Raw genomic sequence first — 22783 nt, forward strand, 5'->3', positions numbered from 1 at the left:
AGCCTGATCGCTCAGACATCAGAACTTGTACGTCGCGCCAACCTGTGCAAAACGGCCGATGTACGAATAGATCGATTGGTCGTAACCATTCTGATCCAGCGTGCCGTTCGCGAAGATCGGATCATACGGAGGCGTGCGATTGAAGATATTGTCGATGCCGCCGAAGATCGTCCAGTGCTTGAAGCCCGTGTACGTCACCATCAGGTTGAACTGGCTGTACGAACCCACTTTGCTCGTGGCCGGCGACAGGTTCTGTGCGTACGGACCCGTGAACTGCCACGTGAGCGCCGCGTCGAACTTGTGGTACGACCAGTCCACAGTGGTGTTGCCCTTCCAGCGCGGGAAGCTGCCGCCGAACGGTTGCGTGAGGGTGTAGTTGTTACCCGCACCGTTGACCGGCGCCTTACCCGGGCTGCCGATCTTGAAGCTGTTCACGTAAGCCCAGTCGCCCGACAGGGTGAACGTACCCGCAGTCGTGGTCGGCAGTGCCTGGCGGAACGTACCTTCAAAGCCATTCGTGTCGAGGTAACCCAGGTTCGCGTACGGAATGACCTTGTACAGCAGGTTGCCGTTGGCATCGAGCACGGTCTGCGACGGCGAGCCCTGGCCGATCACGTTATCCACGCGAATCTTGTACCAGTCGAAGCCGATGTCGGTCGTGCGGGTCGGCGCCAACTGGAAGCCGATGTTCAGGTTACGCGTACGTTCCGGGGCGAGATTCGGATTGCCCTCGGTGATCGACGTGTAGTTCTGGCCCGACGCCTGGTCCACCTGGATACCCAGCGTTTGCGACTTGCTGTTTTCCACGAACGTCGGCGCACGGAAGCCGCGGCTGTACGACGTGTACATCGTCAAAGCCTGCACCGGCTGGTAGCGCAATGCGAAGCGCGGCGAGAACGCACCACCCACATCGCTGTAGTGGTCGTAACGGCCCGACTGGCTGAACGTCAGGTTGTGGATGATCGGAATGTCGACCTGGTAGTACACGGCCGCCACGTTACGCTGACCGTTCACCGTCTGCAGATTCGGGTTGATGACCTCACCCGTTGCAAATGCGGCGCCCGGGTTCATCACTTCGCTCTGGTGCGTGAACTGCGCGCCCATACCGAAGCCCACATCGCCGGCCGGCAGATGGAACAGCGTCGGCGTGGACAGCGTCGCATCAACCGTGTCGAGCTTCGAGATCGCCAGGTTGTTCGCGTCCTGATACAGACCGTTCAAGCCATTAGGCGTCGCCGACGGATTCGCGAAGTCGAACGTACCGTTCTGGTAGATGTTGGCCAGTGCATTCGCGTTCAGCTGGTTCGTATACGTGTTCGAAACCGTGCTTTGCGAGTGGCTGACCGACGTTGCCCAATCCCAATCGCCGTTCGGCAGACCGAACGAGCCCTTGAGACCGGTCGACGCGCGCCAGTAAGTGGCATACGTCTTTTCCGACACCGTGTTCGGGAACGCGTACGTAAGCGGCGTATCCACGCCGTACGGGTTGTACGGGCTGCCCGCCGGCACGTTGATGTTGAACGGCGTGAGCAGCTTCGTCTGCGGGTTCATGACCAGCGTCGGATTCTGCGGATTGCCGACCACGTTGCCCCACAGACCGTCATTCGTGGTGGTCGTGTTGCTGCTGATCAGGAAGTCGCCGAAGGCGGTCGTCTGATCGTTGATCTTGAAGTCGGCGTGAACCTTGGCGTTGAAGCGCTCCATCATCGGCGCGATCGACGTGCCTTCCGCGGTGTTATAGCCGCACACCGTGCCCGGCTGTCCCGCCGTCAGCGAGTTGGTGGCCGAAGGGTGCACCGAGCCGCCGAACCCGCAACCGCTCAGCGCCTGCGGGCCACCGGGCGTATTCCAGTACGACGGTGCGAGCAGCGAGAAGCCGCCCGGCTGATTCGTGAAGTCCTGGTTGCGCGTCGAGTCACGGTCGGCCAGCGTAAAGCCGTTCGACTTGTAATAGCTCGCAGCGGCCGTCACGTTGAAACGATCGGAGTTCAGGTCGCCGAAACCGCCCAGCACGCCGAACTTGGTCGTGCCGGCGCCGCCGCCGCCGTTGATCGCGCTGCCGTAGCTGCCGTCGAGTTGCAGACCCTGGAAGTCGTGCTTCGTGATGATGTTGACCACGCCTGCGACAGCGTCCGAGCCGTATTGCGACACAGCGCCGGTCTTGACGATTTCAATCCGGTCGATGTCGTTCAGCGGCAGCGTGTTCAAGTCGAAGAACGAGTCGACGCTGTTCGAGAAGAACGCGAACGGCGCGACACGTTGTCCGTCCACCAGTACCAGCGTGTATTTTTCGCTCAGACCGCGCAGTGCGATACCCGCAGCGCCTGCAGCGAAGTTGCCGGACTGGCCTTCGCTCCAGCTATTCGCCGAGTTGGCCGAGGTGTCGCGCAGAAAGTCCGCGACCGTCGTGGCGCCGCTATTCAGAATGTCCTTTTGCGTGACCGTCTGCACCTGATTGAAGCCGACCTTGTCGGAACTCCGGATCAGCGAACCGGTAACTTCGAACCGCTTCAGTTGCTGGACGTTACCCTTACCCGCGGCAGGCGCGGCGGTATTCGCCGACGGTGTCGCAGCAGCGCCCGACGCGGCAGCCGCGGGCGTAGCCGGCGTGCTTTCCGTAGTCGTTGCGCCTGCTGCCGCAGCCGTCGTGGCCGGCTGGCTTTGTGCGAACGCCGGTACGGCGATTGCGGCCGTCAATGCCAGTTCAGCCCAGATTATTCTTTTGATGGCCAGCGCCAATGCCCGTTGTTTCATTTTTCCCCTTCTCGCTCGTCAGTAAGGCCACAGCTGTATGTGAGAGAGATCTTGTGAATCTCTCTACTCGATATACGGCGATCTTGCGCCGCGCTCCGTTAAAGCCACTCCACTCTCTTCAAGGCTTCTCTAACCGGCGAAGACATGCCGGCACCGCAAGTTCAGCCAGACAGGCGGAGTACTTCAAATAAGTCAATTTTGGACTACCAAATTATTACAAACGAAATGCGCAGCGCTTTCTAATTGTTTTCACTTCTTATGTCGTACAACCTATACGGGGATGACAGGTGGTTTAACCCGCCCGAACAACCCTTCCAACCTTAAGTCATGCTTACAGATATGAATCGACTGATTTCGCGAGAAACTCCGAGTGCAGCACTAGAACAACCGCGGTGTGCCTACCCACACGAGTACCGCTTCTTCTCCGGCGGTATTGGCCCAGGCATGCGGCACAGTGGACTCGTAATGCGCGGTGTCACCAGCCTGCAACACGAACGTCGTACCTTCCAATGTGAGCGATATCTCGCCGCTCATCACATACAGAAACTCTTCCCCTGCGTGCGTCGTGACCTCCGACGGGTGCTGACCCACCGGCATTCTGACGAGAATGACTTCCAGCTTGCTGCCGACCGACAGGTTCGTCAGCCGTCCAAAAATATTCGCGCTTCCGTCGAAGCCGAAGTACTTCAATTCGTTGCCCCTGCGCACCGACCGGTCTTCGGTCGGCGTGTCGACGAAGTACTGCACCGTGACGCCTAATGCGCGTGCAATACCTACTAACGACGTGATCGAAGGTGTTGCATGACCACGCTCCACCTGCGACAGAAAGGGTTTGGAAATACCCGCAGTCTTTGCCACTTCATCCAGCGTGCGCTTGAGCCGTTGGCGAAGCGCGCGGATTTTGCTTCCTATTGAGACCGCTACCTGTGCCTTGTTATCGAGTGGCAAAACCATAGCAAGACAGAATCCCGTAGTCAAAAATAGTTTGATAGAAGCTAATTAAGTTCCATGATTTGCAACACTCTCCGTGAAGCACGCTGGGTAAGCGTGATGAGATGCCGCCACGAAACGCTCTATCAGGTTGGTTGACCTGAGACGTCCATGCTCTCCGTAAGCCCCGCGCTGGTTGCGCGTTCAACCTTGTCCAGGCAGCGGCGAGCGCGTGGACACTACACGGCGAGCGCGCCTCCCCGGAACCGCTAGAGGATTAATTCGAGCGCGCGTCGCCTGATCAAACACGGCGGCAAGACAGCTTCTTACTTCGACGCCACCAGCACCCACAAACGGGCGAGGTCGGCCGAGCCGTCTGTGCCCTTCACGGTACGGAAAGTCTGCAACGCCCGCGCTTTATCGCCCGCGACGTAGTACGCCACGCCGAGATGCAGTTGCGCCTGATCCGGGTGGTCGAGACCGCCCTTCGCGATGGCGGCGTCCATGGCGGCGAGACCTTGCTTGACCTGCCCCGCGAACACCTGGTTAAAGCCGGCATTCACCGGCGAGACCGGGTTGGCCGGGTCGGCGGGCGCTTGCGCGCGTTTCGCCGCGAGTGCCTGCAGGCGCTTCTCGCGATCCGCCTGCGCATCGTGTCCCAGCACGCCGGACGTAAAGCCCTGGTCGATCACCTGCTTGCCTTCGGCGGTTGTGCCCGCAACGATGGCGAGTTGGGTCATCTCCATGTAGTCGTCGGCGGTGGACAACGAGCCGGTGGCGCGACGCAGGCGATACGTGTCGATATCGAGCGCCGACGAATAGCCGGGCTTATTGCGAATCGCCGCGAACATGTCATCCCAATACGACTGCTTCGGATGATAGGCAACCAGCTTTTCAAGCGCGCCGCGATAGGTTGCGTCGTCCTTCACACGCTGCGCACAGGTGCCGAGCAATTGCAGTTGCGACTCGTCCGGTGCGTGACCGGCGCGCGCCTGCGCGTCGATGCCCGGTTTCAGCAAACTGACCACGCTCGCGCAACCGTTCGACAGGTAGTAGGACTGAACCAGCAGGACGCGCATGTCGGGATCGCCGCCACCCGCTTTCAGATAACGCTGCGCGACCTTGGCCGCTTGCGCGTAGTTCTTCTGCTGGAAATAGATGCCCGCGAGCGCCGCGGTCGTACGTTGCTCGTCCGCGCCGCTCAATTTGCCGGAGCTGAGCAGCGTTTCGTACGATTGCGCGGCGATACCGGATTCACCGGCGGCCGCCGCAGCCGCACCACGCATCTCTTCGATCATGGTGCTTTCATACGGCGTCTTGCCAGGCACCGCGGCCGCCTGATCGATCTTCGTCAACGCGTCCTTGTACTTGTGCGCGCGATACAGATCCTGCGCGGCGTTCAGCGGCTTCGCCACATCCGGCCGCAAGGTGTCCGCCGCATGAGCGGCGAGCGGCAGCATCGTGAGCGCGGACAGTCCGCCGACAGCGGCCGCAATCACAGCGCGCTTGAACCGTTGATGGATCGTTAGCATTGCCCTTTCCTATTGCATGTACTGCTCATTGCCGATCAGGCCGATTTTCGTCGCGCCCAGTCGCTGCGCGGACGCCATCACGGCCGCGACATCCTTGTACGGCACCAGCTTGTTGGGCCGCAGATGAATTTCCGCCTGCACCGGTTCCGCCGCTACCTGAGCGAGCCGCGATTCGAGTGCGGCGCGGTCCGGCACCGGTTGACCGTTCCAGGTCGTGGTGCCGTCGAAATCGATATCGATCTGCACGACTTCCGGCTGCGTGATCGGCGGCGGCGGGTTGCCGACCGGCAGATTCATCTTGATCGCGTGCGTCTGGATCGGGATCGTGATGATCAGCATGATCAGCAGCACCAGCATCACGTCGATCAGCGGCGTGGTGTTGATGTCGACCATCACATCCGGCTCGCTGCCGCCGCCCGACGATACGTTCATTCCCATTGTCGACTCCTTACTTCTGTCGACCAGACTTTGCGCTTTAGCGCTTAGTCTGGTCCCATGCAAAGCTGTCGATTGGACTTGGCGCTTTAGCGCTTAGTCCAATCCCATGCAAAGCTGTCGACCGGACCTGGCGCTTTAGCGCTGGGTCCGGTCCCATACAAACCTAGCCGCCGCGCGCCGGCGGCTCCGTGATAAACGAAACCTTGGCGATACCGGCGCGTTCGCACTCGGTGATCACGCGGCCGATGAATTCGTAGCGCGTCAACTGATCGCCACGAACATGCACTTCCGGCTGCGGTGTCTGCACCGACACGGTCTTCAGTCGTGCCAGCAGCGTCGGCGCATCGACCTGCTTCTCGTTCCAGAAGAAGTCGCCATCCTTGTTGACCGCGATGACGATGCTCTTCGGCGTGGTCTGCAGCGGCTGGATCGTCTCCTTCGGCAACTGCACCGGCACCGTGTGCGTGACCACCGGAATCGTGATCAGAAAGATGATCAGCAGAACCAGCATCACGTCGACGAGCGGCGTAGTGTTGATACTGGAGATGACCTCGTCGTTGTCGTCCTGCCCGACGCTCATTGCCATGACGGACTCCGCTTATTGGGCCAGCGAGGCTTCACGCGCCGTGGCGCGCGCCGAGCGGCGGCTGCCCGCCAGCAGGACGGTGTGCAGTTGTGCGCCGAATCCACGCACACGCTCCATCACCGACTTGTTGCGGCGAACCAGGAAGTTGTAGCCGAGCACGGCGGGCACTGCCACTGCCAGACCGATTGCGGTCATGATCAGCGCTTCACCCACCGGGCCTGCGACCTTGTCGATCGACGCCTGGCCGGCAATACCGATCGCCGTCAGCGCGTGATAAATCCCCCACACCGTACCGAACAGACCGACGAACGGAGCCGTCGAGCCGACCGTACCGAGGAACGCCAGACCGTCTTGCAGACGATTCGACACGTTGGTGATCGCACGTTCGACCGAAGTGTCGATCCACGTGTTGCGGTCCACTGCTTCGAGCAGCGCTTCGTCGTGATGTTCGCCGGCTTCGATCGCGGTTTCGGCGATGAAACGGAACGGCGAGCCTTCGTCGAGCAGCTTCGCGCCTTCAACCAGCGACGGTGCGGTCCACAGTTGTTCGTCGGCGCTCTTCGCACGGCGGTTCGCACGGAACTGCTCGAAGAACTTGGTGATCATGATGTACCAGCTGCCCATCGACATCAGCACCAGCAGGATCAGCACGAAGCGTGCAACAAAGTCGCCGTTCTTCCACAGTGCGCCGAGGCCGTACGGGTTGTTGACGGTTTCGGACGCGGCGGGCTGCGGCGGCGGCACGGCGTCGTCGGCGGCCGAGGCCGTTTGCGGCGTAGCGGTGGCGGCGGCCGAAGCCGGTGCGGCGGCTGCCGACGCGGTGGCGTCGCTAGCCTGTGCATTAGCCATATGCGGTGCTACAAAGGTATCCACCGTGGTTACGGCGAACAACAGGGTTGCCGCCAATGCGGCGAGAGTACGCTTCTTCATGCCTGCTCCATGTTCATTAGTACAACTTCTAAACCAAGACTGACAAATCGCTACCGGTACCGAACAGCCTGTGCACTCAGTTCAGGTTAAACGAGAACGGAACTTGCACACGGACAGCCTGGCCTTGGGAAACGCACGTGAACTGCTTGACCGCGTTGAACGCAGCGCGATCCAGTGAAGAATCTTCCGACGACTTGGCAACACGCTCATTCGTGATGTGGCCTTGCGGGTCGACCACGAACTCGATCAGCACATCACCCGTGACGTTGTTTTCCTGCGCCTCTTTCGGGTAATGAATCGACGAGCGAATCTGATCCGAATTCGGGCACACCACGCCAACTTCCGTGCTGACCGGCTTGGTCGGCGCGGGCGGCGCAACCACCGGTGCTGCCACAGCCGGCGCCGACACGACCGGTGCGGACTGGTGCGTGATGGTCTGCTGCGGCGGCGTCTGCACCTGCACTTCCGGCGGCGGCACGAACGGCGGCGGCGGCGGCGCGAATTTCGGCGGCGGCAACTCCACGGTCGGCAACGGCGGCGGCGGCGGCGGTTTCACCGGCTCGATGATCTTCGTTTCAATGGGATGCTGGATGACCTGCACGACCTTGGTGGCAAGGCCGTTGACGAGTGCATAAATCAGCACGACGTGCAGGAGCAGAACGGCTGCGATACCGCCGTAGCGGCGTACTGGGTTTTGCTGCTTGCGCCCGAACTCGCGGGGTCGTCCTGGCCTCTGCATCCGGGCCGCTGCTGCCGGAAATTGTCCTTCAACTTTCGTACCCACCTTTACTCCTCCGGCGTGAACCGTCCATTTCTGTAACTGCAGTGCGCTTACGACGCCCGAAGGGATTGCCCTCGGGGAACTGCAAACAACGCCCACTTCAGCCGAGCCCGTTGATCGGGCAGTGGTTTGTTTTGCAGTGCAAAACGACTGCCGTGCTTTCCAGCTCCGATTCGACGACACGTGCAGCCATGAGAAACAGCCGCAACAAGTCCCGCGACACTGATCGCTTAGTCTAAGTAGAACTACTAATAGATTAATTTCGTCCCGCGGATTTCTCTTTCGCATCCAACGCCGGTGACGAATTGGGCAGGGTCCGCGGTAGTGCCTGGAACTTTTTGCGCCAACGTCACATGCGTTTCATGGGAGGCAACGATAGCAGGACAAAAAATGCGCGGTCAAACTTTTTTTGATGGGAGCATACTAAGTTTAGAGAAAAGCCTCTAACTAATGCCGTATTCGCGACGCTTTAAAAGAATAAGCGTATGTCGAACAGATGCCGAATCGCCTGTCGCGACCCAGCATTGAGGATGCCGCCGCTCATGCGGGGCGCACCAACGGACACTCGAGCGGTTCACGAAGCCAGTCCGCGGCAAGGCGAAACGCCTTCCAGGCGGGCTTTCCGCGGTGGCTGCAGGCAGCCGGAGCGGAGCGGGAACAGCAGGGTCAACGTGATGATCGGCGCCGGAACGAGACCGCGGCCGAAGGCGAGAAGATAGCAGAAGGAAAAGCGTGTTTGAAAAAACTTTTTAGCGGTATTTACGACACTCTAAATGCGCATCTGGCTGGCGTCTTTTGTTTTATTACAAATACACTCAAATAAATTACATAAAGCTAACAGTCAAAATAATAGCGCGCAGTTAATGTCCGCGGGTTGCAACTATTAATATCCAGCGGGTTGCGACTATTAATATTCACTGGTTGCAACTATTGCCACCAACATCACGCGCGGCGTTTCAGACAGGTTGACACCGCAATACCAGACGCACGGGTCTAGCTGTCGAAACAGGGCGGCAACGACCCATTACGTCGCCCTGCCGCCCCACCATCTCAACCGTTCGTCCCTTCGCCCGCCGCGATCGCCGTGTTGTGCTGTGTCTGCGTCCGGGCAAGAACAGGCCGCAAGGCCACGCCGGTATGACTGGCCGCGACGCGCACCAGCCCTTCGGGATCCGTGGCAGCGACAATGCTGCCGCCGCCCACGCCGCCTTCCGGACCCAGATCGATGATCCAGTCTGCCTCGGCGATCACGTCCAGATCGTGCTCGATCACCACAACGCTATGCCCGCCGTCCGCGAGACGATGCAGCACGCGGATCAGCTTCGCGACGTCGGCCATATGCAGGCCGACCGTCGGCTCGTCGAGCACGTACAGCGTATGCGGCGGCTTCTGCCCGCGCCGAGTGATGTCATCGCGCACCTTGCTCAACTCGGTCACGAGCTTGATCCGCTGCGCTTCGCCACCCGACAACGTGGGCGACGGCTGACCGAGCGTGAGATACCCAAGCCCGACGTCTTTCATCAATTGCAATGGATGCGCGATGTTCGAGATCGGCGCGAAGAACTCGACGGCCTCGTCGATTTCCATGGTCAGCACGTCGCCGATATTCTTGCCGCGCCACGTGACCGCGAGCGTCTCGGGATTGAAGCGCTGCCCATGGCACACGTCGCAACCGACCTTCACGTCGGGCAGGAAACTCATGCCGATGGTGCGCACGCCCTGCCCCTCGCAAGCCGGACAGCGCCCCTCGCCGGTATTGAACGAGAAGCGCGAGGCCGTGTAGCCACGCGCACGCGCTTCGAGCGTGCCCGCGAACAGCTTGCGGATCGCATCCCACACGCCGATATACGTAGCCGGACACGAACGCGGCGTCTTCCCGATCGGCGTTTGATCGACCTCGAGCACACGGTCGATGGTTTCCCATCCGGTGATCGAATCGCAGCCTTGCCACGCATGCGTAACGTCCAACGGCGCGCGCGGCGCCGAGCGCGCCAGCACGCTCGAACGACGGTTCGCCGCCGGCTTCTCTTCCGCCGCCGCGCGCGCCCGCCGCGTGGCCGGCGACGACAGCACCGAGCGCCCGACCGCATCCAGCAGATTGGTCATCAGCACGTCGCGGGCAAGCGTGGACTTGCCTGAACCGCTGACGCCGGTCACCGCGACCAGTCTCGATAGCGGAATACCCACCGTGACATCGCGCAAATTGTGCAGCTTCGCACCGTGCACGGTCAGCCAGTTCTCCGGCACCGCGGGCGCACGCTTACTCGCCGCCGTCACTGCGCGACGCGGCTGCAACGGATGCACGATCGGATTGGCGAGAAACTGCCCGGTCAACGAATCCGGTTGCGCAGACAGGTCGCTCACACTCCCCTGCGCGATCAGCGTGCCGCCGCGTTTCCCGGCGCCCGGTCCGATATCGATGATGTGATCGGCACGCCGAATCGTATCTTCGTCATGCTCGACGACCACCAGCGTATTGCCTTTATCGCCTAGCTTACGCAGCGCGTTCAGCAGAATCTGGTTGTCGCGCGGATGCAAACCGATGGTCGGTTCATCCAGCACGTAACACACGCCCTGCAGATTGCTGCCCAGTTGCGCAGCCAGCCGGATTCGTTGCGCCTCACCACCCGACAGGCTCGGCGCCGCGCGATCCAGACTCAGATAACCGAGCCCGACTTCTTCGAGAAACTGCAGACGGCTGCCGATTTCGCTAATCACGTCGCGCGCGATTTCCGCGTCGCGCCCGCTCATTTTCAACGTCTCGATCCACGTGCGCGTATCGGACACGGTCCATTGCGCGACGTCGACGATCGCCTGCGCGTTGAACGTCACCGCGCGCGCAGTCGGATTCAACCGCGTGCCGTGGCAATCGTGACAAGGTTCGTCGACGAGGCCTTCCGGTTCCTGCTCTTCCGACGGCAAGCTCTGCTCGCGGCCGCGATTGTCGTCGGCGACGATCGTGTCGTCGTACGCGGCGCGTTGTTCACGCGTGAGTTCGAGGCCCGTGCCGACGCAGGTGGTACACCAGCCATGCTTGCTGTTGTACGAGAACATGCGCGGATCGAGTTCCGGATAACTGGTGCCGCACACCGGGCACGCACGTTTGGTGGACAGCACCTTCACCGCGCCCAGCTTCGCGGTCGGCTTGCCGCCGCTAATCGCGGCATGCAGACCGTCGAGCGGCGCCAGCAGATGCATCACGCCTTTGCCGATTTCCAGCGTCTGGTGAAGCGCCTCACGCAACTCGGCTTCATGATCCGCCGACACGATCAGGTCGGTCACCGGCAGTTCGATGGTGTGTTCGCGGAAACGGTCGAGCTTCGGCCACGGGTCCACCGGCACGAATTCGCCATCCACGCGCAGATGCGTATTGCCGCGCGCCTTCGCCCATTTCGCAAGATCCGTATAGACGCCCTTGCGGTTCACCACCAGCGGCGCGAGGAACCCGACATGCTGGCCCTTGTGATCGCGCAGCAATTGCGCCGCGATCGATTCGACGCTTTGCGAAGTGACCGGCGTGCCGTCGTGAATGCAATGCTGCAAGCCGAGCTTCACATACAGCAGACGCAGAAAGTGCCACACCTCGGAGGTCGTCGCGACGGTGCTCTTACGGCCGCCGCGCGAGAGCCGCTGTTCGATCGCGACGGTCGGCGGAATGCCGTACACCGCGTCGACCTCCGGCCGCCCGGCCGGTTGCACGATAGAGCGCGCATACGCATTCAGCGACTCGAGATAACGGCGCTGCCCTTCGTGGAACAGAATGTCGAACGCGAGCGTGGACTTGCCCGAACCGGACACGCCGGTAATCACGTTGAACTTGCCGTGCGGAATGTCCACGTCCAGCGCTTTCAGGTTGTGCTCGCGCGCGTTGACGATCCGCACTACGTCTTCGCCTTCGATCGCCCGCCGCGCGCGTGCCGCGCTCAACGCCTTTTGCAACGGAATGCCTTGCGACGCCGGTTCGGCCGCCGCGTCCATGGCGCGATCGTATTGCAGCAGCGCTACGCCCGTGTGCGACTCCGCGCACTGTTTGACCTCTTCCGGCGTACCCGCGCACAGCACGCGGCCGCCGCCGTCGCCGCCTTCGGGGCCGAGATCGATCAGCCAGTCGGCCGCCCGAATCACGTCGAGATTGTGTTCGATCACGATCAGCGAATGGCCGCTCGCGAGCAGCTTGCCGAACGCCTGCATCAGCTTGGCGATGTCGTCGAAATGCAGACCGGTGGTCGGTTCGTCGAACATGAACAGACGCTTCGCGACCGGTTTGTTCGCGCTGCGCGCGGTACTCGCCTGCGCCGATTCCGCGAGGAAACCGGCGAGTTTGAGCCGCTGCGCTTCGCCGCCCGATAGCGTGGGCACCGGTTGACCGAGCTTCACGTATTCGAGGCCGACGTCGACGATAGGCTGCAGCACGCGCAGGACTTCGGCGTCTTTCGCGAAATAAGCCGTGGCTTCGCTGACGGTCAATTCGAGCACGTCGGCAATGCTCAACGCACGCGCCGGTTCGCCGCGCTCGATCTTCACTTCGAGCAGTTCGGCGCGATAACGGCGCCCGTCGCAATCCGGACAACGCAGGTACACGTCGCTCAGGAACTGCATTTCAATGTGCTCGAAACCCGAGCCGCCGCAGGTCGGGCAGCGCCCGTCGCCGGAATTGAAGCTGAACATGCCCGGGCCGTAGCCGCGCTGCTGCGCGAGCGGCGCCTTCGAGAACAGCTTGCGGATTTCGTCGAACGCGCCGACGTAACTGGCCGGATTCGAGCGCGCCGTCTTGCCGATCGGCGACTGGTCGACGAACACGACATCCGTGACCTGGTCTGCGCCCGTCAGACTGCGGAATGCGCCGGGCGATTCCGTGGCGAGACCGAAGTGCCGCGCCATGGCCGGATACAGCACGTCCTGCAGCAGCGTGGATTTGCCGGAGCCCGACACGCCTGTCACGCAGACGAGCCGCTGCAACGGAATCTCTACCGTGACGTCGCGCAGATTGTGTTCGGTCGCGCCTTCGAGCACGATGCGCGGCGTCTTTGCATCCACCGGACGTTGCGACCAGTGGGCCGCGTCCGCCACATGCCGGCGACCGCCGAGGTACTCGCCGGTCAGCGTGCCGGACGAACGGATCGCCTCCGGCACGCCGTCGTAAATGATCGAGCCGCCGCGTTCGCCCGGCCCCGGACCCATGTCGATCAGCCGGTCGGCCGCGAGCATCACCGACGGATCGTGCTCGACCACCACCAGCGTATTGCCCGCGTCGCGCAGCCGATGCATCGCCTCGACGATCCGGTTCAGGTCGCGCGGATGCAGGCCGATACTCGGCTCGTCGAGCACGAACAGCGTCTTGGTCAGCGACGTGCCGAGCGCTGTAGTCAGGTTGATCCGCTGCACCTCGCCGCCCGACAGCGTGCGGCTTTGCCGGTCGAGCGTCAGATACCCGAGGCCGACGTCGCACAGATATTTGAGGCGCGTGCGCACCTCGGCGAGCAGCAGCTTGAGCGCGTCGTCGAGCAACGCGCTGGGCAGGCTGATTTCGTCGAAGAAACGGCGGATGCGCTCGATCGGCAGCAACATCAAATCGTGCACGGTCAGCCCGGGCAACGCTTCGAGTTGCGGACGGGTCCACTCGACGCCGCGCGGCATGAAACGCTTGCCTTCCGGCAGCACCTGGTCCGCATTCGCCTTGCTGCCGAGACGCCACAACAGCGATTCCGTTTTCAGCCGCGCGCCGCCGCAGGTCTCGCACGGCGTATAGCTGCGGTACTTCGACAGCAGCACGCGGATATGCATCTTGTACGCCTTCGATTCGAGATACTCGAAGAAGCGTTTGACGCCGTACCAATGGGTTTGCCACTTGCCGTTCCAGTCCGGCGAACCGTTGATGACCCAGTCGCGTTCAACGTCCGTCAACTCGCCCCACGGCGTGCCGCGACGGATGCCGGCCTTCGCCGCGTAGCGCATCAGATCGTCCTGGCACTCCTTCCACGCGGGCGTTTGCATCGGCTTGATCGCGCCTTCGCTCAACGTCTTGCGCGCGTCGGGAATCACCAGCCCGAGATCGACGCCGATCACGCGACCGAACCCGCGGCAGACTTCGCACGCGCCGTAAGCCGAGTTGAACGAGAACAGCGCCGGCTGCGGATCGGCATAGCGCAGATCGCTTTCCGGGCTATGCAAACCGGTGGAGAAACGCCAGATCACCGGCTCGGCCGCTTCGCTCTCCGGCCCTTCCGACGAGGCCGGCAGCACGTAAATATTCGCGCGCCCGCCACCGCGTTTGAGCGACGCCTCGATCGCCTCGACCACCCGCTGTTTGTCGACCGAACTCAGCCGGAAGCGGTCGGCCACCACGTCGAGCAGCTTGCGCCGGCCGGTGGGCGAATCCACCTCGCGCTGCGCCTGGACGCGCGTATAGCCGCTCGCCGACAGCCATTGCTCCACTTCCTGCTCAGAGGCGGATTCCGGCAATTCCACCGGGAACGTGACCACGAGGCGCGGTTCGGCGCCCTGCTGCGCGGTACGTTCGACGAGCTCGGCGTAAATGGTTTCCGACGTGTCGTGACGCACCTGCAGCGACGTCTGGCGGTCGAACAACTCCGCCGCGCGCGCGTACAGTAGCTTCAGGTGGTCGTTGAGCTCCGTCATGGTGCCGACCGTGGAGCGCGAGCTGCGCACCGGATTGGTCTGGTCGATCGCGATGGCGGGCGGCACGCCGTCCACCCGGTCGACCTGCGGCCGGTCCATGCGGTCGAGGAACTGCCGCGCGTAGGCGCTGAAAGTTTCGACGTAGCGCCGCTGCCCTTCCGCGTACAGCGTGTCGAACACGAGGCTCGACTTGCCGGAACCGGACGGGCCGGTGACGACCGTCATTTCGCCGGTTCGGATGTCGAGATCGACGTTCTTGAGGTTGTGCTGGCGCGCGCCGCGAATCTGGATGATGCCGTTAGATGCCAATTTTTCGACCGTTTGAAGGAGTGGGCCACCTCTCACGGACGCCTCGCGACCGCGCAAGTTCGGTGCAGTTGAGCCGGCGGGGACACACGCCGAAGCCCGGGTTGCAACGGGATACTATACTGTATATTTATACAGTTTTCCATGACACGAACAGGCTGACCAACCGGTCAGCAAGCGTTGTGCCGTCGTGAAACACGTATCGGGAAAACGCCGGAACCGGCGTCGGACGAAACAGGATGGCGAAACAGAACCGCGCCGGCTCACGATAACGCGCCGGCGCGGCCGGCCTAGCTAAATACACCTTCCACGCGAGTGCGAACCCGCGTGCGTGCGCCGCGCACGCGCTTCGCGTCCCGCGCGGCGGCTTGGGGCGCGGCTTGCGGCGCGGCGGATTCCGAAGCGAGCGCCGCCGGTGCGCCAACCTCCGGCGCGATCGCCTCGACCGCGCTTTCCAGCGTGTTGCTCGCACCCAGCGCATAAGCCACGCAGCGGCGCGCGAGCACATCGGTCGGATCGACGAAGCGCACCGTCTGCCCTTCTGTGCCACTCGCGCCACTTGCGCCACTCGGCGCGGTATCACCCATCAGCAGCGGCAACTCGGTGCATCCGAGCACGATCACCTGCACGCCTTGCGCGACCAGATCGTCGATCGCCGCGCCAAGATCCTCGCAACACTCGCCGGACCTGAAGCCCGCCTTCGCGCCGTTCGGCCCGTAGATCGCGTTCATCAGCCGCGTCTGCGCAGGCGCGCGCGGCGCGATCTGCACGAAGCCGCTCGCTGCGAGCGCGCTTTCGTAGACGCCGCTGGCGAGCGTGCCCGTGGTGGCCAGCACGCCGATCTCACGCACGTCGGGAAAAGCGTCGCGCAGATAATCGGCGGTACAGGTCAGCATATTCACGATCGGAATGGTCAGCGACGGCTGGATCTGTTCGACGAACGCATGCGCCGTATTGCACGGAATCGCGATCAGATCCGCGCCGCCGTCTTCGAGCGTCTTGCACGCGGCGTAGAGCGCGAGCGTCGGATCGATTCCGCGGCCGAGTAGCGCTTCGGTACGATCCGGAATCTGCGGATTCTGTTCGACCATGATCTTGATGTGATCCTGATCGCGCGCGGCGGGCGTGTTGCGCACCAGCTTGCTCATGAAATCGACGGTGGCCGCGGGGCCAACGCCGCCCAGCACGCCCACCTTGAAGCGCCGCTCCGGCTGCGTAAATTGCGCTGCGGCAACGTAGCGCGCGTAGACCAGATTGGCATCGACGAACGGCACCGGCAGCGTGTCGAGCGCGCGTGCCACCAGCGCGATTTCGGCGAGACCGGGCACGATGATCTCGGCGCCTTGCGCGACGAGGTCCGCACAAGCGGCGCGCAGCAACTCGATCGGCCGGCCGTAAAAATGACCGCTGCGGATGCCCGCGTCGCCGTACACCGCGCTGGTCACACAATCGACGCCCGCTGTGTTGAGCGGATGCAGCACGTCGAAGCCCGGGGCTTCGAAATAGCGCTCAAAGAGACCGTTGTCGCGGATCGCGTCGGACGTCAGCACGCCGATCCGGCGCACCGACGGAAACGCCTGGCGCACATGCGCCGATAGCGCGCTCATGATGTTCGCCACAGGTAGCGCGACGTTCGCCGACAGTTCGTCGATAAAGGTGTGACTGAGAAAGCACGGCAGCACGATTGCATCGACGCCGCGTTTTTCAAAAGCGCGCAGCGTGTCGAATACGTGAATCTTGAAGGTGGCGTTCGCCGCGCTCTGCGAAGCCGGACCGTGCCAGCTCCGCTCTTCGAGCACGAGATCGAACGGCTTCACCGCGCCGGGCCGGCGCCAGGCCGCGCTCATCCGGCACAAGACGTCGGCGCTGGCGAGTTGCGCCGCGCCGGTCACAACGCCCAGTGAACGATAGCGATTCATGATGACCTTCCCCTGTCATTTTTTTTCGTCCGCCTAAATGGCGGGCGAGTTCTGCGCGCTTGAGGATGACATTATGTCGCGCGAGTATGACGTGGGGTTAACCACGAAAAACAATTTCCATCTGTTTTCAGACCGGCGCGGCAACACGCCGGCGCGTCATTCAGACTGCTTCGACGACGGCCTGCGTCGTGCCTTGCTTGCGGCGTTCCAGCGTGCCGATGCACACCAGCGAAATCCCGGCCAGCACGCTATAGAACACGGCCAGCGGCCACCAGGCGCCCGGATAGCGATGCGCGAGCACGGTGCCGATCAGCGGCGTCAAGCCGCCGGCCAGCGCCGCGCACAGCTGGTACGACAGCGAGATCGCCGAATACCTCACGCGCACGGGGAACGCGGTCGACATGAAGCCGGCCATCACGGCATACGAACTCGACATGCACATCACCGCGAGCGCGATGCCGATCACGATCGCCAGCGGCCGGCCGGTCGAGACCAGCGCGAACATCGGATACGGCGACAGCATCGCCAGCGCCGCCGCGCCTTTCAGGAACCGTCCCGTGCCGATGCGCTGCGCGAACCAGCCCGAACCTAGTTGCGTGAACAACTGGATGAACGCGACCACGAACAGACAATCGAGAATCAGCGAGCGATCGAGGCCGAGCGTCTGCGTCGTGTAATTGAGCATGAAGGTGTTGACGAACCACGCACCGGCCACGCCGATCACGTTCGCGCCGAGACACAGCAGCAGCGTGCGCCACGCGTCGCGCACCACTTCGACGACCGGCAGCGCGGCGACCCGGCGCTGTGCCTTGAGCGCCTTGAATTCCGGCGATTCGTCGACGCCCACGCGGATCAGCAGACCGACCACCAGCAGCAGCGCGCTGGCGAGAAACGGCAGGCGCCAGCCCCAGCTGAGAAACGCGTCCTTATCCATCGACGCCACCGCGCGAAACGCGATCAGCGACAGAATCAAACCCGCCGGACTGCCGAGTTGCGCGAACGACGCGAAGAAGGTCCGCTTACCCTGCGGCGCATGTTCGCTCGCCATCAATACCGCGCCGCCCCACTCGCCGCCGATCGCGATGCCCTGCGCGACGCGCAGCAGCACCAGCAACACCGGCGCCCACACACCGGCGCTCGCGTAAGTCGGCAGAAAGCCGATGCCGACCGTGCCGACGCCCATGATCGCGAGCGTCGCCACCAGCGCTTTCTTGCGACCGATGCGGTCGCCGAGATGGCCGAACACCAGGCCGCCGAACGGTCGCGCGAAAAAGCCGACCGCGAAGGTGCCGAACGACGCCAGCGTCGCGAAGAACGGATCGCCGCCGGGAAAGAACAGCTTGCCGAAGATCAGCGCGGAGGCCGTGGCGTAGATGTAAAAGTCGTACCACTCGATGGTGGTGCCCACGAAAGCCGCCGCTGCGGCGCGCGTGGGTTGCCGGGCTGCGGCGTGGTCGTCTGGCTCGCGATTCATGGGTTTGTCTCCAAGGTCGTTCTTCTGGATGGCGCGGCTTCTGTGAGCCGTCGTCGGGGGACTGCGGTGATTAATCGGGTGGGCTCACGTTGAGCGCAGCGGGTTCGGGCTCACAGCCCTTCGGCATCTCGCCGCGCAACACACCCGCCTCGAACAACCTCTGCTGCGTCGCCGCGTCGATCCCCAACCCATCCAGCACCGCGCACGTATCGCCGCCGAGCGCCGGTGGCGCGCTGCGATACGTGGCCGGCGTGCGCGAGAGCTTGATCGGCGACGCCGTGCCGCGATACGCGCCCAGCTCGACTACCATCCCGCGATGCAACGTATGCGGATGGCGCGCGACCACGTCGACGGTTTGCACCGGACCACAGGGCACGCCCGCGTTGATCAGCGCCTGCGCGAGCGGCTCGCAGTCGTGCGCGGCGAGCAGGTTTTCGAGCGCCGCCTTCAAGGGCTCGCGATGCGCGCAGCGGCTGCGGTTGTCGACATAGCGCGGATCGTCGGCGAGTTCGGGCGCGCCGAGATGCGCGCACAGCCGCGCGAACTGCCGGTCGTTGCCGACCGCCAGAAAGATCGGCGCGCTCGCGGTGCGATAGCTGTCGTACGGCGTGATGTTGGGATGCGCGTTGCCGCTGCGCTGCGGCGTGCGGCCGGAGCCGAAATAATTCGGCAGATGCGGATGCAGCAGCGACACGCCGCAGTCGTACAACGCGATATCGATCGACTGGCCGCGTCCGCTGCTCGCGCGTTCGGCGAGCGCGAGCAGAATGCCGGCGAGCGCGTTCAGGCCCGTGACCATGTCGACGACCGGCAGGCCGACGCGCGTGGCCGGTCCGTCAAGTTCGCCGTTCACGCTCATCAGGCCGGTCATCGCCTGAATGGCGGCGTCGTAGCCGGGTAAGCCGCCGAGCGGGCCGTCGGGGCCGAAGCCCGAGACCGCGCAATGAATCAGCTTCGGGAAACGCTCGCGCAGATCGCGCTCGTAGTCCATGCCCCAGCGCGCGAGTGTGCCGGGTTTGAAGTTTTCGACCAGTACATCGGCGTCCTCGAGCAGTTTCCACAGGATCGCGCGGCCCTCGTCGCGCGACAGGTCGACGGCGATGCCCTGCTTGTTGCGGTTGACGCCCGCGAAATACCACGCGGTGTCGCCGTAGAACGGTGGACCCCAGCCGCGTGTTTCGTCGCCGTCGGGCGGTTCGAGTTTGATCACCTGGGCGCCGTGATCGGCTAGCGCTTGCGTGCAGTACGGGCCGCCGAGTACGCGGCTCAAGTCGATGACCTTGATGCCTTGCAGCGCGCCTCGGGTGCTTTGTGCGCTCTTTGCACTACTGGACGCCGTCATCACGCGCTCCCTTCCGGCAACACTTGCAGTGCCTGTTCGAGCGTCACGCTACGGCCGTTCACCAACGCGTCGATCACACCGGGTTCATCGGCCGAACTCCGTGGATTCAGCGGATCGATCGGCAACAACTTATGCCGCACCACCAGATGACTCAGCGCAAGACGCCGGTAATCCGGCGCGAGCCGTACGCCTTCGCACGCCATCAGCACCGCGGTGCTCGCGTGATACAACGCCGTGCCCGCCTGCCGGACCCATTCGTCGCGGCCGGCTTCCGCGACGCTCGCCAGTGCATCGCAGGCGCGCGTCAGCGTGGCGCGCAACAACGCGAGACTCGTCGCCGGCAAACCGGCCGCGCCGAGCCGGTCCAGCAAATACGCGCGCAACGGTTCAAGCGCGCCGTCGCGTTTCGCCGCGCGGGCGATGTCGAGCGCGACGATATTGCTGGTGCCTTCCCAGATCGAGCCGAGATGCGCGTCGCGCACCAGCCGCGCGTCGCTCCATTCTTCGATGTAACCGGTGCCGCCGCGCACCTCCATGGCGTCGCCAGTTACGCGGCGTGCGTCGCGGCAGGCGCGGAACTTGATCAACGGCGTGAGGATGCGCACGCATTTCGCCGCCTGATGGTCGCCGGCATCGGCCTGGTCGAGCAGCAGCGCGATCTGCATGAACATCGAGCGCGCCTGTTCGGCGGGCAGCATCATCTTGAGCAATTGACGCTGCATCAGCGGCATATCGATCAGCTTGCGGCCGAACGCTTCGCGATGACGCGCGATATGCAGCGCTTCCGTCACAGCGCGCCGCATCAAGCCGGCCGCGCGCACGCCGTTCGACAGACGCGACATGTTGATCATGTCGGCCATCTGATGAAAACCGCGCCCCACTTCGCCGATCAGATACGCGGTGGCGCCTTCCAGCACGATCTCGCCGCTCGCCATCGAACGGCTGCCGAGCTTGTCCTTCAGCCGCACAATGCGGTAGGCGTTGCGCGAGCCGTCCGGCAGCGTCTTCGGCAGCAGAAACAGCGCGAGACCGTTGATGCCTGCCGGCGCGGTATCGGGACGCGCCAGCACCATCGCGAGATCGGCGTCGGCGTTCGAGCAGAACCATTTGTCGCCGTGCAGGTGCCATGTTTGCGCGCCCTGCGCATCCGTTTCCAGCGTGGCGCGCGTCGCGATTCGCGCGACGTCGGAGCCCGCCGCCTGCTCCGTCATGAACATCGCGCCTTGAAACAGCGAGTCGAAATCGCGCGACGCCAGCCGCGGCAAGAACCGCGCGACCAGTTCGGGCGCGCCGAATTTGCGCAGCGTGCGGGTGAGCGAATCAGTCATGCTCACCGGACAGCACAGGCCGAACTCCGCCTGCACGAACAGGAAAGTCAGCGCGTATTTGACGAGCGGCGGCGGCGTTTTCTGGCCTTCGCGGGTTGCGTGGCTCAGCGACGCCAGTCCCAACTCGGCGTACGCCACACGTTCCAGCGCGATGTAATCGGGATGCTTGTCGATACTTTGCAGCGCTTCGCCGCGCCGTGTGCGATGGCGCAATTGCGGCGTGTTTTTGTCGGCCGACAGCGCCCAGATGTCGAGTTCACCGGACGCGCGTTGGCCGAGTTCGACGAGCTGGCTGTCGAGTTCCCGATACAGCGCTTCGCCGAGATGCAGTTTGAGCAGGCCCGCGAAATCGGGGTCGCTGGTGAAGAAATTGATGCCCCGGCTATCGGGAATATGGGACGCGCCGGGTGCCGGCTGCGCGGTGATGTCGCTCATGCTTGTCTCGTCTCCATCCAACTTGTAGCCCAGGCCCTGGTTGCGCCTTGTGGAAACAGCATAGAAGCGGCTTCGATAATCGTCTAATACAACTTAGTTCCGGTACGATAGACGCAGCTTATCGATCGGAAAACCGGAGACCGCCATGGACCTGAAGCAATTGCGCTATTTCGTGGCGGTCGCCGAAGAACTGCATTTCGGCCGCGCGGCCAAACGGCTGTTCATTTCGCAGCCCGCGCTCAGTTTCGATATTCGCAAGTTTGAGGAGCAGCTTGGCGTGCAACTGCTCGCGCGCACCAACAAAACGGTGGCGCTGACCAATGCCGGTCAGGTGCTGCTCGGCGAGGCGCGGCGGCTGTTATTGCAGGCGAGCGAGGCGGAACGCATTACGGTTCGCTCGGCGCATGGGCTCGCGGGCCGGCTCAGAATCGGCTTTGTGAATTCGATGTTGTACCGAGGCATGCCGCAGGCCGTGCGTCGATTCGAAGCCGATTACCCGGGCGTCGAAATCGTGCTGAAAGAGATGAACACGAGCGAACAGGTGCATGCAATCCAGCGGATGCAGATCGACATGGGCTGCGCGCATTGGGGCAATTTTCCGTCCGACGTGACTTCCACGCCGGTATTTTCCGAGCCGTTTCTGATTTGCCTGCCGGCCGATCATCCGTTGGCGAAGCGGCGCAAAGTGGATTTGCAGGCGCTGGCGCAGGAACCGTTCATTCTGTTTCCGCGCACCGTGTCGCCGCATTATCACGATCTGATCATCGCGCAGTGCGTGAGCGCCGGCTTCAGCCCGTTGATCCGCCATGAAGCGCGTTTGTGGCAGACGGTCGTGACGATGGTCGGATTCGGCATGGGCGTCGCGCTGGTGCCGTACACGTTGCGGCAGATCGAGGACCCGCGGGTGTGTTTTCTGCCCTTGAAAGGCGAGACGTTGTTATCGCAAGTGCTGCTTTTGCGCAGAAGCGGCGACGCGGAGCCGGTCGCCGACCGCTTCGTCGACTATCTGCGCGACAGCGGCGGCGAACCGCGAAAAACGGCTCAGGCGCCCTCTTCGCGGCGTCCTTCGTAGGCAGTCAGAAGACGGTGGGCGATCATGTCCACGGCCGGTTTGACGAGCCCGTTCTTGTCGGTCCACACCTTCGGCGTCAAGGTGCCGCTTAGCGCGACGCTGTCCGCATCGCTCAGCGCGAGTAGCGCGGTTTGCACGTCGTCGTCGAACGCGATCACGTTGACGAAAATCGTGTCGCCGTCGTTGGTGGTCGCCCGTACCTTGCACGTCACGAAACGTCTGCCGTTTTGCCCCGTGCGAATCTGCGCTTCGCCATACAAGCGCCCGCCCACCAGTCCATCGATCATTGCCCTGCTCCTGTTATTGCGTGCCCCACC

Annotated in this window: 15 protein-coding genes; 2 read left to right on the top strand and 13 right to left on the bottom strand. The window is 63.1% G+C overall.

Features of this window, described 5'->3' with window-relative positions; genetic code table 11:
• Positions 1-18: 18 nt before the first annotated feature.
• The 7 genes from FA94_RS12480 to FA94_RS12510 all read right to left on the bottom strand — a co-directional run bounded on the left by FA94_RS12480 (position 19) and on the right by FA94_RS12510 (position 7909).
• Positions 19-2754: a TonB-dependent receptor gene (locus FA94_RS12480; protein ID WP_035551437.1), complete on the bottom strand. Its 2736-nt coding sequence runs from the start codon at positions 2752-2754 to the stop codon at positions 19-21.
• A gap of 378 nt (positions 2755-3132) precedes the next feature.
• A complete protein-coding gene (locus FA94_RS12485) occupies positions 3133-3708 on the bottom strand; it encodes a helix-turn-helix domain-containing protein (protein WP_035551439.1) in 576 nt (191 codons plus the stop codon).
• Between the two features lie 302 nt (positions 3709-4010).
• On the bottom strand, positions 4011-5216 hold the full coding sequence (locus FA94_RS12490) for a tetratricopeptide repeat protein (RefSeq protein WP_035551440.1): 1206 nt from the start codon (positions 5214-5216) through the stop codon (positions 4011-4013).
• A gap of 9 nt (positions 5217-5225) precedes the next feature.
• Positions 5226-5654, bottom strand: coding sequence for an ExbD/TolR family protein (locus FA94_RS12495; protein ID WP_035551441.1), 429 nt, complete (start codon positions 5652-5654; stop codon positions 5226-5228).
• A 163-nt stretch (positions 5655-5817) separates the two neighbouring features.
• Positions 5818-6240: an ExbD/TolR family protein gene (locus tag FA94_RS12500; RefSeq protein WP_035551443.1), complete on the bottom strand. Its 423-nt coding sequence runs from the start codon at positions 6238-6240 to the stop codon at positions 5818-5820.
• A 12-nt stretch (positions 6241-6252) separates the two neighbouring features.
• Positions 6253-7170 carry a MotA/TolQ/ExbB proton channel family protein gene (locus FA94_RS12505; protein ID WP_035551446.1) on the bottom strand — a complete coding sequence of 306 codons (918 nt, stop codon included), beginning with the start codon at positions 7168-7170 and terminating at the stop codon, positions 6253-6255.
• A gap of 76 nt (positions 7171-7246) precedes the next feature.
• Positions 7247-7909, bottom strand: coding sequence for an energy transducer TonB (locus tag FA94_RS12510; RefSeq protein ID WP_051980550.1), 663 nt, complete (start codon positions 7907-7909; stop codon positions 7247-7249).
• A gap of 538 nt (positions 7910-8447) precedes the next feature.
• On the opposite strand from FA94_RS12510, the gene FA94_RS38585 reads away from it, so the two are divergent.
• Complete coding sequence (locus tag FA94_RS38585) at positions 8448-8774, top strand: hypothetical protein (RefSeq protein ID WP_156126619.1); 327 nt, start codon at positions 8448-8450, stop codon at positions 8772-8774.
• 227 nt (positions 8775-9001) lie between these two features.
• Here FA94_RS38585 and uvrA read toward each other — a convergent pair whose 3' ends face one another.
• The 5 genes from uvrA to FA94_RS12535 form a co-directional block, all read right to left on the bottom strand.
• Positions 9002-14899, bottom strand: a complete 5898-nt coding sequence (gene uvrA, locus FA94_RS12515) for an excinuclease ABC subunit UvrA (protein WP_051980551.1) — start codon at positions 14897-14899, stop codon at positions 9002-9004.
• 287 nt (positions 14900-15186) lie between these two features.
• Positions 15187-16815 carry a cysteate racemase gene (gene cuyB / locus FA94_RS12520; RefSeq protein WP_081935885.1) on the bottom strand — a complete coding sequence of 543 codons (1629 nt, stop codon included), beginning with the start codon at positions 16813-16815 and terminating at the stop codon, positions 15187-15189.
• A gap of 160 nt (positions 16816-16975) precedes the next feature.
• Complete coding sequence (locus tag FA94_RS12525) at positions 16976-18289, bottom strand: MFS transporter (RefSeq protein ID WP_035551451.1); 1314 nt, start codon at positions 18287-18289, stop codon at positions 16976-16978.
• A gap of 70 nt (positions 18290-18359) precedes the next feature.
• On the bottom strand, positions 18360-19631 hold the full coding sequence (locus FA94_RS12530) for a CaiB/BaiF CoA transferase family protein (RefSeq protein WP_051980552.1): 1272 nt from the start codon (positions 19629-19631) through the stop codon (positions 18360-18362).
• Entirely contained in the window at positions 19631-21394 is a 1764-nt protein-coding gene (locus tag FA94_RS12535) for an acyl-CoA dehydrogenase family protein (protein ID WP_035551453.1), read from the bottom strand. The genes FA94_RS12530 and FA94_RS12535 overlap by 1 nt, the downstream gene beginning before the upstream one ends.
• Positions 21395-21539: 145 nt before the next feature.
• Here FA94_RS12535 and FA94_RS12540 point away from each other — a divergent pair, with 145 nt between their 5' ends.
• Complete coding sequence (locus tag FA94_RS12540; protein ID WP_035551456.1) at positions 21540-22466, top strand: LysR family transcriptional regulator; 927 nt, start codon at positions 21540-21542, stop codon at positions 22464-22466.
• Here FA94_RS12540 and FA94_RS12545 read toward each other — a convergent pair.
• Positions 22436-22753 (bottom strand): single-stranded DNA-binding protein, encoded by a 318-nt coding sequence (locus FA94_RS12545; protein WP_035551458.1) that lies wholly within the window; start codon positions 22751-22753, stop codon positions 22436-22438. The genes FA94_RS12540 and FA94_RS12545 overlap by 31 nt on opposite strands.
• Between the last annotated feature and the right edge of the window lie 30 nt (positions 22754-22783).

This window comes from Burkholderia sp. 9120, from assembly GCF_000745015.1.
Classification (GTDB): Bacteria; Pseudomonadota; Gammaproteobacteria; order Burkholderiales; family Burkholderiaceae; genus Paraburkholderia.

Excerpts from the sequence above, each read along its gene's own strand:
- FA94_RS12545 (WP_035551458.1), bottom strand. The coding sequence starts at position 22,753 with ATGATCGATGGACTGGTGGGCGGGCGCTTGTATGGCGAAGCGCAGATT.
- FA94_RS12510 (WP_051980550.1), bottom strand. The coding sequence starts at position 7,909 with ATGCAGAGGCCAGGACGACCCCGCGAGTTCGGGCGCAAGCAGCAAAAC.
- FA94_RS12530 (WP_051980552.1), bottom strand. The coding sequence starts at position 19,631 with ATGACGGCGTCCAGTAGTGCAAAGAGCGCACAAAGCACCCGAGGCGCG.
- FA94_RS12540 (WP_035551456.1), top strand. The coding sequence starts at position 21,540 with ATGGACCTGAAGCAATTGCGCTATTTCGTGGCGGTCGCCGAAGAACTG.
- FA94_RS12505 (WP_035551446.1), bottom strand. The coding sequence starts at position 7,170 with ATGAAGAAGCGTACTCTCGCCGCATTGGCGGCAACCCTGTTGTTCGCC.
- cuyB (WP_081935885.1), bottom strand. The coding sequence starts at position 16,815 with ATGAATCGCTATCGTTCACTGGGCGTTGTGACCGGCGCGGCGCAACTC.
- FA94_RS12535 (WP_035551453.1), bottom strand. The coding sequence starts at position 21,394 with ATGAGCGACATCACCGCGCAGCCGGCACCCGGCGCGTCCCATATTCCC.
- FA94_RS12480 (WP_035551437.1), bottom strand. The coding sequence starts at position 2,754 with ATGAAACAACGGGCATTGGCGCTGGCCATCAAAAGAATAATCTGGGCT.
- FA94_RS38585 (WP_156126619.1), top strand. The coding sequence starts at position 8,448 with ATGCCGAATCGCCTGTCGCGACCCAGCATTGAGGATGCCGCCGCTCAT.
- FA94_RS12485 (WP_035551439.1), bottom strand. The coding sequence starts at position 3,708 with ATGGTTTTGCCACTCGATAACAAGGCACAGGTAGCGGTCTCAATAGGA.
- FA94_RS12490 (WP_035551440.1), bottom strand. The coding sequence starts at position 5,216 with ATGCTAACGATCCATCAACGGTTCAAGCGCGCTGTGATTGCGGCCGCT.
- FA94_RS12500 (WP_035551443.1), bottom strand. The coding sequence starts at position 6,240 with ATGGCAATGAGCGTCGGGCAGGACGACAACGACGAGGTCATCTCCAGT.
- FA94_RS12525 (WP_035551451.1), bottom strand. The coding sequence starts at position 18,289 with ATGAATCGCGAGCCAGACGACCACGCCGCAGCCCGGCAACCCACGCGC.
- FA94_RS12495 (WP_035551441.1), bottom strand. The coding sequence starts at position 5,654 with ATGGGAATGAACGTATCGTCGGGCGGCGGCAGCGAGCCGGATGTGATG.